Origin of the sequence: Saccharopolyspora antibiotica, assembly GCF_047200635.1 — a bacterium.
GTDB lineage: Bacteria > Actinomycetota > Actinomycetes > Mycobacteriales > Pseudonocardiaceae > Saccharopolyspora_C.
Map to the genome: position 1 here is coordinate 31,223 of NZ_JBJZOI010000015.1, position 15,324 is coordinate 46,546.

Sequence of the window (15,324 nt, forward strand, 5' to 3'; positions counted from 1 at the left end):
CGAGTACATGACTTCGACAGCCACCAAGGTGGATCTCTCCCCGGTCCCGGTGACCGTGCGTCCGGCCGCCCGGCTGGCGCAGCTGTTCGCCGGTCTCGCGCTGTACGGGACGAGCATGGCGCTGATGGTGCGCGCCGAGATCGGGCTGTCCCCGTGGGACGTGCTGCACGACGGCATGACCCAGCGGCTGGACTGGAGCTTCGGCGCGATCACCGCGCTGACCAGCGTGCTCGTCCTGGCCCTGTGGGTACCGCTGCGGCAGCGGCCGGGTATCGGGACGGTGGCGAACGTGGTGGTGATCGCGCTGTCGGTCGATCTGGTGCTCGGCGTGCTGCCACCCGCGCACGCGCTCCCCTGGCAGCTCACCTTGATCATCTCCGGGGTCGTGCTGAACGGCCTGGCCACCGCCATCTACGTGGGTGCCCGGCTCGGCCCCGGCCCGCGGGACGGGCTCATGACCGGGCTGCACGCGCGGACCGGCTGGTCGGTGCGCCTGGTGCGGAGCGGGATCGAGGTGGGCGTGCTCGTCGTCGGCTGGTTCCTCGGCGGCTCCGCGGGCCTGGGCACCGTGCTCTACGCGGTGTCGATCGGAGCGATCACGCAGTTCTTCCTGCCGTGGACGACGGTGCCCGGTCGGCGATGATGGCCGCCATGTCGGACGTGACGGTGGCCGAGCGGGCCGGTGACCGGCTGAGCGGGTCCGCGACGGGGAGCGAGGACGTGGTGCTGGTGCTGCCGAACGCGGTGGCCGTGCTGGACGGCGCGACCTCGCTGCGGCCCGGCGCCCGCACCGGCGGCTGGTACGCGGCGCGGCTCGCGGCAGCGCTGGAGCCCCGGCTGGCCCGGCCGGAGGCGGACCTCGCGGCGCTGCTCGCGGAGTCGATCGCGGCGGTGGCCGCCGAGTTCGACCTGCACCCCGGTTCGTCGCCGTCCAGCACGGCGTCCCTGCTGCGCTGGGACGACGAGCAGGTGGAAGCGCTGGTGCTGGCGGACAGCCCGATCGTGCTGGACGCGGTGGGCGGGCCGGTGGCGGTCGTCGACGAGCAGCTGGACGCGCTGCGCGCCGGGGCCCCGAGAGCCGGAGCGGGGGGCTACCGGGACCGGTTGCGCTCCGGCGGCGGCTTCGGGGCGGGGCACCGCGCGGCGCTGAACTCGGCGATGGACCGGACCTCGCGGTGGCGCAACGTCGAGGGCGGGTTCTGGGTCGCCGAAGCCGTGCCGGAGGCCGCCGAGCACGCCGTCCGCGCCCGGGTGCCGCGCGCGGAGGTGACCGCCGCGCTGGTGATGACCGACGGCGTGTCCTGCGGGGTGCGGGACTACGGGATCTACCCGGACTTCCCGGCGATGCTGGCGGCGGCCGTGCGCGACGGTCCGCAGGCCGTGCTGGACGAGGTCAGGGCCGCGGAGGAGTCGGATCCGGACGGGGTCCGCTGGCCCCGGTCGAAGCGGCACGACGACCAGGCGATGGCGCTGGTGCGGCTCGCCGAACGGCCGCCTCCCGGCGGGACCTCGGGGTCCGGTCTCGGCAAAAAAGATCTCTGCACCTAGAGACAATCCGCATACCACCAAGTAACCTCAGAAGTGTCCACCTGACCCCCAGGGGTGGACTCCAACGCCCCCGCACTCCCGGTGACCCCCAGGCCGGTTGAGCGCGGGGGCGTCCTACGTTCGGGTGCAATCTGCTTTCCCGCGCAACCGGCTGATCCTTCACTCGTTTGAGTGGGCAAGGGAACTGATCGGAGCTGCCGGCGGTCGTAGGAGACGGCGCGCACGCACGACTCCGGAAACGTGGGGAGGGATCATCCGTGGACCTGCACACTCGGATCGAACTGTTCGGTGGTCCGGAAGACGGTCGGGAGATCACCCTGCCCAGCGGAGCGGCGGGCGGGCCGCTGTCCCCGCTCCCGGTCCCCCGCGACGGTGAGGACCCGGCCGCGGCCTACGTGAAGGACCACCAGCGCCCGCACGGGGTCTGGATCTACAAGTACACGCTCGGCGCGGCGGTGCGTCAGTCCGCGCAGTGACGCAGCGAACGACGACCGGCCCCGCGGCTCTCGGGGAGCGCGGGGCCGATGCGGTGGTGCCGGTCAGGACTGGGGCGCGACGGTGAACTCCGGCTCACCGACCGGCAGCTTCGTCGTGTTCAGCTCCAGGTAGGTATCAAGGTACGGAGCCCGGGCCCCCTCGGTGGCCACGTCGCGGGCCGGGTCGTCCAGGTCCAGCTCGATCCGGGCGTCGCTCACCTCGACGGTGTCCCGGGACGGCGAGTCGATCCAGTCCCGGAACGGCGCCGTGATCCCGCTGGGCTGGATGGTCCCGAAGCCGACCGCGAGGGAGTGGCCCGCGGGCAGGGTCCAATCCGTCGACTTGAGGTCGAAGCTCAGCTCCCGCTGCTTGAGCACCGACACCTGCTCGTCGAACATGACGGCCGTGCCGTCCGGGGCGACGTCGTAGAGCTGCACCATCACGTTCCCGCGCCCCTCGGCGTTCAGCGAGACCCGCGGCGTGCCCGTGATGCGGGTGTCCCGCTCGACGGGCTCGGACCAGGAGGTGAAGGTGTTCTCCGGCGTGCGGCCGCTCTCGGCACCGTCGTCCAGGTAGGAACCGCCGCCGAGCTCGAGCGTCGTGGAGTGCTCCGGGGCGGGCCACTGGTCCTGGGCGCGCCACGCACCGGTGCTGTCCTGGATCGAGAAGTTCGGGTAGCTCACCGCCGGGTCGATGCCCTTGAGGTGCTGGTCGTAGAACGACATCGTCTCCTCGAACCAGCCCTCCCGGCCCATCTCCAGGCGGCCGTCCGGGGTGCGCTGGTTACCGCGCTTGTGGTCCCACTGACCGAGCCAGCCGCGCTCCGGGCCCTGGTGGTTGTCGAGGAACTCCTGGAACGCCTCGGCCTCGGTGTTCCACTCCAGGAACCCCTGGGTGACGAACAGCGGTGTGTCGGTGCCCTTCGCCTGCGACGCGAGGTCGCGGTCCTTCCAGTACTCGGCCTGCTCGTCGCCCGTCTGGTACCCGGCGAGGTTGTCGATCAGGCACTCCGGGTGGGCTTCCTCGTACTTCGCGTTCGCCGTGTACCGGGGGTCGTCGTCCGGCATCTGCGGCGACGAGGCGATCGCGTTGTAGGTGGAGCCGACGGTGACGGCGGTGGTGCGCGGCACGCCGTTGGAGTGGATGTTGCGCCGCATGTCCCAGATCGGTTCCTGGGCGACGACCGCCTTGAGCGCGTCGTGGTTCAGGTTGTTGCCGATCAGGCCGGTGATCGCGTCGTAGGACTTGCCGTACATCCCCACCGATCCCGTCGACCAGGGCTGGCTCGCGGACCAGTCGAGCGCGGCCCGGACGTCCGCCTGCTCACCCGGGCCGGCGAAGTCGAGGCATCCCGTGGAGCCGCCGAAGCCGCGCGTGTCCACCATGACGAAGGCGTAACCGCGCTCGAACAGGTCGGTGCCCTCCACGAAGTCGGTGAAGCGACCCGACGGCCCGGTGTGCTCCAGGCCCTCGACACCGGTCTCCCCGGAGTGGCCGAAGTACGGGCCCGCCGAGAGGATCACGGGCGCCTGCTGCCCCTCGGGGAGGTTCTCGGGCAGCAGCACGTCGGCGTGCAGCTCGGTGCCCGAGCCGTCCGAGGACGGGAAGTAGTGCTGGGTCCAGACCGCGCCCTCCGGGACCCGGTCGTTCTCCTCGTGCGTGACCCCGCCCTCGGCGGTGGCCACGGCACCGGTCGCCGGTTGGGCGATCGCCACGTCACCGAGTGCGCCGGTGAGCGTCAGCGCGAGTGCCGCTGCGGCCGAGGCCGCCTTCGTCGATCTGTTCACGGGTTCCTCCAGAGCGCCGGTGTGACCGGGTGTGATCGCGTCTGAGGAGGAGCAGACACCCAGCCGCAGCGGCACACTCAAGCGCGAACCTCGCGTGTTCCGCGTCACACCCGACGAGCCGGGCTGCCACCAGCGGCCGGTGGTCGTCTCACCGCACCCCGCAGCAGCGCTCGCGGAGGCCGCGGACGAGGACCGAAGAACTCCCGAACCGCACGCCGACGACTACCGGGTTCTCACCGAAGCACCGCGCGAATGGGCGCACCGGCAGCGCAAGGATCCCGACGACGAATCCCGAATTCGGCGCGCTGACCCGACCGACGCCTCGTGCGTCGGATCGAGCCGAAACGGGTTGGCGTTCGCCTTCTCCGGATGAAGCGCGAGCAGATGAAGCGGACGCGGACGCTGAACGATTGCCCCGCTTCACCTGTGCCCGCGGGAAAATCCTCCCCGGACAGACCGGGCCGAACCGCGAGACGCGGCCGACCGCGCCGCCGGGCAGGCGGCGGAGGGCGTTCCCGGCAGCTCGGACGAGCTGGTCCGCGGCTTGAGCCGACCCCCGGCACGACCTCGACTAGCGGAGGGAGCTGCTGATCGGAGCCGGCGTGCGGGAAGCTCGGCGGCACGGCGCGCGGCACACCGCCGCCACCGCGCTGCCGATCCTCCGCGTACCGGACCGAACGGCGGTGGGCCTGATGGTCCGGTCGACTCCCCCGACGAAGAAGCAGGGGACCGACGAGATCCGGCGGGACCTGGCCCAGCAGCTCACCGCGCTGCTCCGGAACGACGACTGAGACCCCTGCTCAAACGAAGCAAGCCCCACCGGAAACCGGTGGGGCTTGTTCTCGCAGCTCATGAGCGTGGCCAGGGGCGGGGTCGAACCGCCGACCTTCCGCTTTTCAGGCGGACGCTCGTACCAACTGAGCTACCTGGCCATGGCGCCCGGCGCTCAGCCGATCGCTCTGGCGACCCAGACGGGACTTGAACCCGCGACCTCCGCCGTGACAGGGCGGCGCGCTAACCAACTGCGCCACTGGGCCATGTTCTGTTGTTGCGTACCCCCAACGGGATTCGAACCCGCGCTACCGCCTTGAAAGGGCGGCGTCCTAGGCCGCTAGACGATGGGGGCTTGGCCGATTCGAAACCGACCCGGCCTTGCCTCCAACCGGCTTTTCCCTTTCGGGTGCGCCCCGTTGGCAGTGATGAAAGCTTACGACACGCCTCAAGGGGGGTCGCACCGGGGGGTGCCTAAGTCGTTCAGCGCCCCGCCGAGACCACCCGCGCGAGCGCCACCGCCGACCAGGGTAGCGGCCTGACCAGGCGATTTCATCCCACGCTCCGCTCACCCGAACGAGCGGGCAGCGGCCGGAGCACCGGCCGCGACAGGCCCCGGGGGGCGAAAACGGGCCCGGACCGATTTCTGTGATCGCGGTCTCAGCTCGGGCGCGGGGCGGACGTGGGGGCCGAGGGGTTCTCGCGGAGCCAGTCGGGAGCGGCGATGCCGGCGAGGACGACGCGCCAGAGATCGCCCGTCTGCTGGGCGGCGGGACGCGGACGGGTGCGGCTCAGCACCCGGCCACCGACCAGGGCGGCGCAGAGGACGCGCGTGGCGGCGACGGGATCGATCTCGGGGCGCAGCAGCTCGAGCTCGGCGGACCGGTGCAACAGGCTCGCCAGGAGGCGTTCCCAGCGGGCGACCGTCTCCTCGTCCCGCATCGCGAGCTGCGCCCCGGCGCGGACCACGACGTCCCGCTCCAGGATGCGGACCACCTCGTCGACGAGCTCGACGGCGGTCCGCAGCGGATCCAGGCCGCGGGCGTTCCAGCGCTGCCAGATCTTCGACCAGACCTGGCCCTGGAAGCGGATCAGAGCCGTCGCCACGGCCTCCTTGGAGGGGAAGTGGAAGTAGAAGGCGCCCTTCGTGACACCGCCGCGACGCAAGATCGCGCTCAGCGGGGTGGCGTCGAAACCGGCGCGGTCGAATTCCTCGGCAGCAGCGATGACGATGGCACGGCGGGTGACTTGCGCCCGACGCTGCTGGGGCATGGGACGGCTCCGGGGCTGCAACGTCGACCCCGACCGGAGCGAGAACGCTCGTTAACTTGATCCGGTGACAAGGCCCACGAACGGATGATCAACTACGCCACGCGAAGTTACCGCGCCCACCCCTCGCGCAACCATCCGCCGTTCCCGTGTCCCGCCGGTGATCTTCCCGGTATCCAGTGGTGACCTGGGCGGAACGCGGAAAAGACCGCACGGTATGTTTTTCCCGGACCCGATGCGGTCCACCGTCTTCCCGCGAGGCGAGCCACCGGGGGGTGCCCGCCTCGTGGGAAGACATCCCTCCGCGACCCGTGCGGGACTCCGCTCAGCGGACCACGGGCGGCTCGCCGTCCTCGTCCGGCACCAGTCCGAGCATGTCGAGCAGCAGCCGGCAGTCCTCCGCGCCCTCCGAACCCCGGGCCACCGCGACCCTCGCCCGGTGGACCTGCTCGGTGGTGATCCCGGCGGGCTCGCCGCTGCGCGGCGCGGGCACCACCGAGGCACCTCGGCTAGCGACTTCTTCCTGTTGCGACAGGAACTTCCGTACGTCCAGCGACCCGTACATGAGGCCTCCCCGGCTCGGGTTTCCGGCGCAGGTTATCCACAGCTTCTGCACAGTCGCAGCCCCCTGCAGAGTGATTCGCTCAAGACTTTGCGTAATCAAGTGCGGGGATCGCTCCACTGCGGATCCGGGGTCCGTCCACCCCCGACCGAGCGGCTCTCCACTGTGGAGCGCTGCTGGCTCCGCCGCCGCTCCCGGGGCCGGTGGACGCCGGTCGGCCGCGCGCGGAGAACGGCGATCGACGGGTCCGCCGCCGTGCCGACGGGCGGCGCGGTGGAGCGGGCGGCCAGCGGGATTGGTTCCTCCGAGTGGCTCGCGCGGGTACGCATGATCGCGGTCTGCACCTGACGACGCCGCGTCACCAATCCGCCAGTTCCTTATCTCTAAAGGGTGAAATGTGCTGGTAAAGGTGACGAAAGGTAGCGCCTTCCGCCGCTCAGGCCTCCCCAAACCGGGGGTGCCGTGCCACAATCGTGGAGCTGACCCACCCCCGGTCAGCGACTGTGGAGATCCCCTCCGGACCCCCGCGCTCCTCCCCCTGGCGTGGGGGTCCTCCGCTGCCCGGGTGTCCCTCCGGCCACCGTTCGGCCCAGTCCTGAGAGGTTCGCGAAGTTCGCGGGCGCGGGCGCTCCAGCTTTCGCAACAGAACCGTTATCGTGTGCGGGTGGCTCTAGGACGAATCAAGGCCGGACGCCGGCAGCAGGAACAGCGGAGCAAGTCCGCGGACCAGCAACAGTCAGCGGAGCCGGATCACGAGCTCGACTCGTACCTCGCGGCCCTGGCCCCGGGTGAGGACCTCGAAACCACCGGCACGGGCCGCGGGTTCGGCGGCGCGGAGGTCTACCAGTTGCGGCTGCCGCTGATGGCGAACGAGAAGCTGAAGGAACTCGCGGCCCGGCAGGGCACCTCCCCGGGTGCGCTGGCTCGGGACTGGGTGCTGCAACACCTGTCGGAGCTCGCCGAGCCGGCCTCGGCGGCCCCCGAACCGCCGCGCGGCCCGGCGCCGGACCAGGCTCCGGCCTGGCCGCAGCAGGAGGTCGCGCCCGGCCAAGACCCCGGGTACGACCCGAACGCGGGGTACGACCCGAACGCGGGGTACGAACCGAACCCGGGGTACGACCCCAACAGCGGGTACGACCCGAACGCCGGATACGACCCGAACCGCGCGTACGACCCCCACCGCGCTCCGAACCCCGGGTACGAGCAGCGCCCCGGATACCCGCCGCAGGACCCCGGATTTCCGCCGGGCCCCGGCTACCAGCAGCAGGCCCCGGGCTACGGGCAGCAGCCCGAGTACGACCCGTACGCCTACGCCTACGGCGACGAGACCGACGCCGAGATCACGATCCCCCGCCGTCTGCGCTGAGCGCGGACCGGAGCAGTCCCCCGACCGACCCCCGAACCCCGCCGGTGGAGGCCCCGCGCCTCCACCGGCGTCGTCGTCACAGGCCCAGTTCGCGAGCGATCAGCATCCGCTGCACCTCGCTGGTGCCCTCGCCGATCTCCAGGATCTTGGCGTCCCGGTAGAAGCGCCCGACGGGCGTCTCGTTCATGAACCCGTAGCCGCCGAAGATCTGCGTGGCGTCCCGGGCGTTGTCCATCGCGGCGTTGGACGAGGTGAGCTTGGCCAGTGCCGCGTGCTTGCGGAACGGCTCTCCGCGCAGCATCCGGGAGGCCGCGTCGTAGTAGGCCAGCCGCGAGTTGTGCGCGCGCAGCTCCATGTCCGCGATCTTGAACTGGATCGCCTGGTACTCGCCGATGTGCCTGCCGAAGGCCTCGCGCTCGCCCGCGTAGCGCAGGCACTCGTCCACGCAGCCCTGCGCCAGCCCGGTGCCCAGCGCGGCGATCGCGATGCGGCCCTCGCTGAGGATGGACAGGAACTGCGCGTAGCCCCGGCCGCGCTGCCCGAGCAGGTTCGCGGCGGGCACCCGGCAGTCGTCGAAGGACAGCTCGTGGGTGTCGGAGGCGTTCCAGCCGACCTTGGAGTACTTCGGCGCGACGGTGAACCCGGGCGTGCCCGAGGGCACGATGATCGTGGAGATCTCCTTGCCGCCGTCGGGCTTGGTGCCGGTCACGGCGGTGACGGTGACGAAGGCGGTGATCTCGGTGCCCGAGTTCGTGATGAACGACTTCGACCCGTTGATCACCCACTCGTCGCCGTCCAGCACGGCGGTGGTGCGGGTGGCCCCGGCGTCCGATCCGCCGCCGGGCTCGGTGAGCCCGAACGCGCCGAGGGCCTCTCCGGCGCACAGCCGGGGCAGCCACTCCCGCTGCTGCTCGGCGTTGCCGAAGCGGCGGATCGGCATGGTGCCGAGCGAGACGCCCGCCTCGAGGGTGATGGCCACCGAGGAGTCGACCCGGGCGAGCTCCTCCAGCGCCAGGCACAGCGCGAAGTAGTCGCCGCCCATGCCGCCGTGCTCCTCCTCGACGGGCAGTCCGAACAGGCCCATCGAGCCCATCGAGCGCACGAGCGGGTAGGGGAAGGCCTCGCGCTCGTAGTAGTCGCCGATGACGGGGGCGACCTCCTTGGTGGCGAAGGCGCGCACGGATTCCTGGAGCGCTTCGAGGTCGGCGCCGATCCGGTGGTCGATCATGGTCAGGAGTCCTCATCCTCGGTGGAGCGGTCAACGATCGTGGCGAGGGGCTGGTCGAGGGCGACGGACTGCCCGGCCCGGGCGAGGACCTCGGCCGCGAGGCCGTCCACGGGGGCCGTGACGGTGTGCTCCATCTTCATGGCCTCGACGACGAACAGGGTCTGCCCGCGGCGCACCCGCCGACCCTCGACGACCTCGACGGCGAGCACCGTTCCCGGCATCGGGCTGCGGACCGAACCGTCCGAACCGGCCCCGGCGTCGGCGCGCTCGGCGAGCAGCCGGTGCTCGGCGATCGCCCAGGTGCGGCCCTCGGCGGCCAGCCAGGTCGTGTCGCCCTCGCGGGCGCAGCGGTAGCGGCGGGTGCGGGATCGGTAGGTGACGGTGAGCAGCTCACCGTCGAGCACCGCGCGTGCCGGGAGGGCCTCGCCGTCGACGAGCACCTCCGCCTCCCCCGCGCGGCCGCGCACCCGGACTTCGCCGTCGGCGAAGCGCCAGGTGCTCCACGCGGGTTCGCCGAGCCGCCAGCCGCCGGGGACGTCCCACGGGTCCGCGCCCGGTCCCGGCTCCGCTGCGGCGAGGTCGGCGAGCGCGGCGGCGACCGTCACCTCCGGCGGCATCGGGTCGGCGGTGAGCTGAGCGAGGTCGCGCTCGATGAGTCCGGTGTCGAGCTCCCCGGCGCGCACCTCGGGGTGAGCGAGCAGCGCGCGCAGGAAGGCGACGTTGGTGGTCACCCCGAGCACCGCCGTCTCGGCGAGGGCGGCGTCCAGCCTGCGCAGCGCGGCGGCGCGGTCCGGTCCCCAGGCGATCACCTTGGCCAGCATCGGGTCGTAGTCGGAGCCCACGGTGCTGCCCGCGTCGATGCCGGAGTCGACCCGCACCCCGGTGGGTTCGTGCACCGCGAGCACCCGGCCGCCGCTGGGCAGGAAACCGCGGGCGGGGTCCTCGGCGTAGACGCGCGCCTCGACGGCGTGGCCCTCCATCAGCAGGTCGTGCTGGGCGAACGGCAACGGCTCGCCCGCGGCGATCCGGACCTGCTGCTCGACGAGGTCGACGCCGCGCCGGTCGCCGATCGCGGTGACGAGCTCGGTGACCGGGTGCTCCACCTGGAGCCGGGTGTTCATCTCCATGAAGAAGAACTCGCCGGGCTCGTCGGCGGAGACGATGAACTCGACGGTTCCCGCTCCGACGTAGCCGACGGAGCGCGCCACGGCGACGGCGGCGGCCCCGATGCGCTGCCGGGTCGGCTCGTCCAGCAGCGGCGAGGGCGCCTCCTCGATGATCTTCTGGTGGCGCCGCTGGAGGCTGCACTCGCGCTCCCCCAGGTGCACCACCCCGCCGTGCTCGTCGGCGAGGACCTGCACCTCGACGTGCCGGGGGCGGGCGACGAAGCGCTCCAGGAACAGGGTGTCGTCGCCGAAGGCGGCGGCCGCCTCGCGCCGGGCCGAGGCGATCTGCGGAGGCAGCTCCGCCGGATTCGCGACGAGTCTCATGCCCTTGCCACCGCCCCCGGCCGAGGGCTTGAGCAGCACCGGGTAGCCGACCTCGGCGGCGGCCGCGACCAGGTCCGCGTCGGTCATGCCCGGCTCGCTGCGGCCCGGCACGACCGGGACCCCGGCGGCGGTGACGGTGGCCTTGGCTCGGATCTTGTCGCCCATCGCCTCGATGGCGGCGGCGGGCGGACCGATGAACAGCAGGCCCGCCTCGGCGCAGGCCCGCGCGAACTCCGCGTTCTCGGAGAGGAAGCCGTAGCCGGGGTGCACGGCCTGCGCCCCAGCCTCCACCGCGGCGGCCACGACCCGGGGGACCGACAGGTAGCTGAGCGAGGCGCTGCTCGGTCCGATGCGGATGGCGGTGTCGGCCTCGGCGACGTGCCGGGCGTCGCGGTCGGCGTCGCTGTGCACGGCGATGGAGCGGACGCCCATCGCGCGCAGCGTGCGGATCACCCGGACCGCGATCTCACCGCGGTTGGCCACCAGCACCGCGTCGATCCGGCGCGGTGCGACCTGCTCGGCCACCTGCTCACCTCGTTCCGCTCTGGGTTCTGCTGGGAGATCGGTTCCGGTGCCGCTCATCGCGCGCTCACATCCGGAAGACGCCGTAGCCGACCGGCTCCAGCGGCGCGTTCGCGGCGGCCGACAACGCCAGGCCGAGCACGGAGCGGGTCTGCCTCGGGTCGATGACGCCGTCGTCCCACAACCGGGCCGTCGAGTAGTACGGGTGCCCCTGCTGCTCGTACTGGTCGCGGATCGGCTGCTTGAACTCGTCCTCGGCCTCGGCGGACCACTCCTCGCCGCGCGCGTCGAACTGATCGCGGCGGACGGTGGCCAGCACGGAGGCGGCCTGCTCGCCGCCCATCACGGAGATCCGCGCGTTCGGCCACATCCACAGGAACCGCGGCGAGTACGCCCGCCCGCACATCGAGTAGTTGCCCGCGCCGAAGGAGCCGCCGATGACCACGGTGAACTTCGGCACCCGGGCGCAGGCGACGGCGGTGACCATCTTCGCGCCGTGCTTGGCGATGCCGCCCGCCTCGTACTCCTGGCCGACCATGAAGCCGGAGATGTTCTGCAGGAACACCAGCGGGATCGAGCGCTTGTCGCAGAGCTCGATGAAGTGCGCGCCCTTGAGCGCGGACTCGCCGAACAGGATGCCGTTGTTGGCCACGATCCCCACCGGGTGGCCGTGCAGCCTGGCGAAGCCGGTGACCAGCGTCGTGCCGTAGTCGCGCTTGAACTCCTGGAAGCGGCTGCCGTCGACGATCCGGGCGATCACCTCGTGCACGTCGTAGGGGGTGCGGCTGTCGGTCGGCACGGCCGCGCAGAGCTCCTCGGGCGGCACCAGCGGTTCCTCGGCCGGCAGCACGTCCCAGGGCCGCGGCGCGCGGGGGCCGAGGGTGGCGACGATGGAGCGCAGGATCCGCAGCGCGTCCGCGTCGTCCTCGGCGAGGTGGTCGGTGACCCCGGAGGTGCGGGCGTGCAGGTCGCCGCCGCCGAGCTCCTCGGCGGTGACCTCGGCCCCGGTGGCTGCCTTCACCAGCGGCGGGCCACCGAGGAAGATCGTCCCCTGCTCGCGCACGATCACCGCTTCGTCGCTCATCGCCGGGACGTAGGCGCCGCCCGCCGTGCAGGAGCCGAGCACGGCGGCGAGCTGCGGGACGCCGCGCGCGGACAGCGTGGCCTGGTTGTAGAAGATCCGCCCGAAGTGCTCGCGGTCCGGGAAGACGTCGTCCTGCCTGGGCAGGAACGCACCCCCCGAGTCCACCAGGTACAGGCAGGGGAGGTTGTTGTGCAGCGCGACCTCCTGGGCGCGCAGGTGCTTCTTGACCGTCAGCGGGTAGTAGGTGCCGCCCTTGACGGTGGCGTCGTTGGCGACGATCACGCACTCGCGCCCGGAGACGCGGCCGATGCCGGTGATGATCCCGGCGGAGGGCGCGTCCCCGTCGTAGAGACCGTGCGCGGCCAGCGGGGAGAGCTCCAGGAAGGGGGAGCCGCGGTCCAGCAGGGCGTCCACCCGGTCGCGGGGCAGCAGCTTGCCGCGCTCCACGTGGCGGCGGCGGGACTTCTCCGGCCCGCCGAGGCGGGCCTGCGCGAGGCGGGCGTTGAGGTCGTCGACCAGGGCGGCGTGCTCGGCGGCGAACCGCGAGGGCCGCTCCGCCTCCGGGTCGAGCGTGCTGGTCAGGACGGGTGCATCCACCGAGTTTCCTCCCGATCCGGCGTCTCCCGGGACGACGTTAGTCATCGTTAACGTTAACGGTGACTAACCCCGGCGTCTAGCATCTCCTCCGATGAACGAACCGGCCAGCGCACGACCGAGCCGCCGCGAGCAGATCCTGGACGCCGCGGCGCGGCTGTTCGCGCGCTACGGCTTCCACGGCGTCGGGATCGACGACATCGGCCGCGCCGTCGGCATCTCCGGGCCCGCGCTCTACCGGCACTTCCGGGGGAAGGACGCGATGCTGGCGGAGATGCTGACCGGCATCAGCGACCAGCTCCTCGACGCCGGGCGGAGCCGGGCGGCCGCCACCGCCGAGCCGTTGCGCGCGCTGGACGCGCTGGTGCGCAGGCACGTCGAGTTCGCCCTCACCAACCCGGCGCTGATCTCGGTGCACCTGCGGGACCTGGACAGCCTCGCGGCCGAGGAGCGGCAACGGGTGCGGGAGGCGCAGCGCGGCTACGTGGAGGTGTGGGTGGAGGTGCTGGTGCGGGCCCGGCCCGAGCTCGACGCGCCCACCGCGCGGGCCTCGGTGCACGCGGTGCTCGGGCTGATCAACTCCACGCCGTACAGCAAGCACCTGGACACCACCGCCATGACCGGGTTGCTGCACCGGATGGCGATGGCGGCGCTGCTCGGCTGAAACCTCTCCCGGCGCGCGGGCCGGAGATCACCCGCCCGTTCGGGCGCACCGGATTGCAGCGGCCCCGGCACGGCCGGAAACTCCGCTTGGGCGGCATCCGCCCAGCTCAGCACGCTCGGCCGCGATCCCGCACCCGAAGGAGCAGGCATGGCCACCACGCAGCCCTGGCCGACCGCGATCCCCACCCGCGAGCGCACCACCGCGCCCCGCCCCGGGAAGGGATCGGCGCTCGCCGCCCTGGTGCGCACCACCGACCCGAAGGTGATCGGGAAGCTCTACCTGGTCACGGCCTTCGGGTTCTTCCTGGCCGGCGGCGCGATGGCGCTGCTGATCCGGGGTGAGCTGGCTCAGCCGGGCCTCCAGTTCCTCTCCCAGGAGCAGTACAACCAGCTGTTCACCATGCACGGCACGATCATGCTGCTGCTGTTCGCGACGCCGATCGTGTTCGGGTTCTCCAACATCGTGCTGCCGTTGCAGATCGGCGCACCGGACGTGGCGTTCCCCCGGCTGAACGCGTTCAGCTACTGGCTGTTCCTGTTCGGCGGGCTGCTCGTGGTCAGCGGGTTCCTGCTGCCCGCCGGGGCGGCGGACTTCGGCTGGACCGCCTACGCACCGCTGTCGCGCTCGATCTACACCGCGGGCATCGGCGGCGACGTGTGGATCACCGGCCTGGTGGTGAGCGGGCTGGGCACCATCCTCGGCGCGGTCAACATGATCACGACGACGGTGTGCCTGCGAGCGCCGGGGATGACGCTGTGGCGGATGCCCATCTTCACCTGGAACGTCCTGGTCACCAGCGTGCTGGTGCTGATCGCGTTCCCGCTGCTGACCGCCGCGCTGTTCGGCCTGCTGGCCGACCGGCACTTCGGCTCGCACGTGTTCGACCCGGCCACCGGCGGGGCCATCGCCTACCAGCACCTGTTCTGGTTCTTCGGGCACCCGGAGGTCTACATCGTGGCGCTGCCGTTCTTCGGCATCGTCACCGAGATCTTCCCGGTGTTCAGCCGGAAGCCCGTGTTCGGCTACACCGGGCTGGTGTTCGCGACGCTGCTGATCGGCGGGCTCTCGGTGGTCGTGTGGGCGCACCACATGTTCGCCACCGGCGCGGTGCTGCTGCCGTTCTTCTCGTTCGCCACCTTCCTCATCGCGGTGCCGACGGGGGTGAAGTTCTTCAACTGGCTCGGCACCCTGTGGCGCGGGCAGCTGACCTTCGAGAGCCCGATGCTGTTCTCCCTCGGCTTCCTGGCGACCTTCCTGCTCGGCGGGCTCACCGGGGTGCTGCTGGCGGCACCTCCGCTGGACTTCCACGTGCACGACACGTACTTCGTGGTGGCGCACTTCCACTACGTGCTGTTCGGGACGATCGTGTTCGCGGTGTTCGCCGGGATGTACTTCTGGTTCCCCAAGATCACGGGCCGGATGATGGACGAGCGGCTGGGGAAGGTGCACTTCTGGCTGACCTTCATCGGCTTCCACACCACCTTCCTGGTGCAGCACTGGCTGGGCGGGGCGGGGATGCCGCGGCGCTACGCCGACTACCTGGCCTCGGACGGCTTCACCGGGATGAACGTGGCCTCGACGGTCGGCTCCTTCATCCTCGGCACCTCGATGCTGCCGTTCCTGTGGAACGTGGCCATGAGCTACCGGTTCGGGACTCCGGTTGACGTGGACGATCCGTGGGGGCACGGCAACTCGCTGGAGTGGGCGACCTCCTGCCCGCCGCCGAGGCACAACTTCACCGAGCTGCCGCGGATCCGCTCGTTCCGGCCCGCCTTCGAGCTGCACTACCCGCACATGCACGCCCGGCTGGCGGCGGAGGCCCACGTGCACGGCTCGCACGCGCCCTCCTGAGTCCACACAGGACGGACGAGCCGCGGTTGGGCGGTCCGCACAACCCACCGGGACCGATTTGCTGACCTCGCACAAATCGTTTCACAACGGGGTCGATCGGGTAACGCGAGC

Annotated in this window: 13 protein-coding genes and 3 tRNA genes; 7 read left to right on the top strand and 9 right to left on the bottom strand. The window is 71.6% G+C overall.

Annotated elements, in window-relative coordinates; translation table 11 throughout:
- Window positions 1-7: 7 nt before the first annotated feature.
- The 3 genes from yczE (at window position 8) to ACL03H_RS14150 (ending at window position 2,024) form a co-directional block, all read left to right on the top strand.
- Window positions 8-643 (top strand): membrane protein YczE, encoded by a 636-nt coding sequence (gene yczE, locus ACL03H_RS14140; RefSeq protein ID WP_412811673.1) that lies wholly within the window; start codon window positions 8-10, stop codon window positions 641-643.
- A gap of 8 nt (window positions 644-651) precedes the next feature.
- Window positions 652-1,548 carry a hypothetical protein gene (locus tag ACL03H_RS14145; RefSeq protein WP_412811674.1) on the top strand — a complete coding sequence of 299 codons (897 nt, stop codon included), beginning with the start codon at window positions 652-654 and terminating at the stop codon, window positions 1,546-1,548.
- A 257-nt stretch (window positions 1,549-1,805) separates the two neighbouring features.
- On the top strand, window positions 1,806-2,024 hold the full coding sequence (locus tag ACL03H_RS14150; protein WP_412811675.1) for a hypothetical protein: 219 nt from the start codon (window positions 1,806-1,808) through the stop codon (window positions 2,022-2,024).
- Window positions 2,025-2,087: 63 nt separating this feature from the next.
- Here the strand turns inward: ACL03H_RS14150 and ACL03H_RS14155 are convergent, their stop codons facing one another.
- Entirely contained in the window at window positions 2,088-3,812 is a 1,725-nt protein-coding gene (locus tag ACL03H_RS14155) for a CocE/NonD family hydrolase (protein WP_412811676.1), read from the bottom strand.
- A gap of 602 nt (window positions 3,813-4,414) precedes the next feature.
- Between ACL03H_RS14155 and ACL03H_RS14160 the strand changes: the two genes are divergently transcribed.
- A complete protein-coding gene (locus ACL03H_RS14160) occupies window positions 4,415-4,603 on the top strand; it encodes a hypothetical protein (RefSeq protein WP_412811677.1) in 189 nt (62 codons plus the stop codon).
- Between the two features lie 67 nt (window positions 4,604-4,670).
- On the opposite strand, the gene ACL03H_RS14165 is transcribed toward ACL03H_RS14160, so the two are convergent.
- The 5 genes from ACL03H_RS14165 to ACL03H_RS14185 form a co-directional block, all read right to left on the bottom strand.
- Window positions 4,671-4,744 (bottom strand) — tRNA-Phe (locus ACL03H_RS14165).
- Window positions 4,745-4,772: 28 nt separating this feature from the next.
- A tRNA-Asp gene (locus ACL03H_RS14170) sits at window positions 4,773-4,849 on the bottom strand.
- 16 nt (window positions 4,850-4,865) lie between these two features.
- A tRNA-Glu gene (locus ACL03H_RS14175) sits at window positions 4,866-4,938 on the bottom strand.
- 305 nt (window positions 4,939-5,243) lie between these two features.
- Window positions 5,244-5,855: a TetR family transcriptional regulator gene (locus ACL03H_RS14180; protein WP_412811678.1), complete on the bottom strand. Its 612-nt coding sequence runs from the start codon at window positions 5,853-5,855 to the stop codon at window positions 5,244-5,246.
- A 322-nt stretch (window positions 5,856-6,177) separates the two neighbouring features.
- Complete coding sequence (locus tag ACL03H_RS14185; protein ID WP_412811679.1) at window positions 6,178-6,417, bottom strand: hypothetical protein; 240 nt, start codon at window positions 6,415-6,417, stop codon at window positions 6,178-6,180.
- Window positions 6,418-7,078: 661 nt separating this feature from the next.
- Between ACL03H_RS14185 and ACL03H_RS14190 the strand changes: the two genes are divergently transcribed.
- The gene (locus tag ACL03H_RS14190; protein WP_412811680.1) at window positions 7,079-7,780 is read left to right on the top strand and encodes a hypothetical protein; all 702 of its coding nucleotides are present in this window, start codon (window positions 7,079-7,081) and stop codon (window positions 7,778-7,780) included.
- A 76-nt stretch (window positions 7,781-7,856) separates the two neighbouring features.
- Here ACL03H_RS14190 and ACL03H_RS14195 read toward each other — a convergent pair whose 3' ends face one another.
- Genes ACL03H_RS14195 through ACL03H_RS14205 form a run of 3 tightly spaced genes read right to left on the bottom strand, consistent with a single transcriptional unit; the run spans window position 7,857 to window position 12,701 of the window.
- Window positions 7,857-9,008: an acyl-CoA dehydrogenase family protein gene (locus ACL03H_RS14195; protein ID WP_412811681.1), complete on the bottom strand. Its 1,152-nt coding sequence runs from the start codon at window positions 9,006-9,008 to the stop codon at window positions 7,857-7,859.
- 2 nt (window positions 9,009-9,010) lie between these two features.
- Window positions 9,011-11,080: an acetyl/propionyl/methylcrotonyl-CoA carboxylase subunit alpha gene (locus tag ACL03H_RS14200; RefSeq protein ID WP_412811682.1), complete on the bottom strand. Its 2,070-nt coding sequence runs from the start codon at window positions 11,078-11,080 to the stop codon at window positions 9,011-9,013.
- A 7-nt stretch (window positions 11,081-11,087) separates the two neighbouring features.
- Window positions 11,088-12,701: a carboxyl transferase domain-containing protein gene (locus tag ACL03H_RS14205; RefSeq protein ID WP_412811683.1), complete on the bottom strand. Its 1,614-nt coding sequence runs from the start codon at window positions 12,699-12,701 to the stop codon at window positions 11,088-11,090.
- Between the two features lie 91 nt (window positions 12,702-12,792).
- Between ACL03H_RS14205 and ACL03H_RS14210 the strand changes: the two genes are divergently transcribed.
- Together ACL03H_RS14210 and ctaD are read left to right on the top strand one after the other, a co-directional pair.
- The gene (locus ACL03H_RS14210; RefSeq protein WP_412811684.1) at window positions 12,793-13,362 is read left to right on the top strand and encodes an SACE_7040 family transcriptional regulator; all 570 of its coding nucleotides are present in this window, start codon (window positions 12,793-12,795) and stop codon (window positions 13,360-13,362) included.
- Window positions 13,363-13,509: 147 nt separating this feature from the next.
- Window positions 13,510-15,213 (top strand): aa3-type cytochrome oxidase subunit I, encoded by a 1,704-nt coding sequence (gene ctaD, locus ACL03H_RS14215; RefSeq protein ID WP_412811685.1) that lies wholly within the window; start codon window positions 13,510-13,512, stop codon window positions 15,211-15,213.
- Window positions 15,214-15,324: the final 111 nt, after the last annotated feature.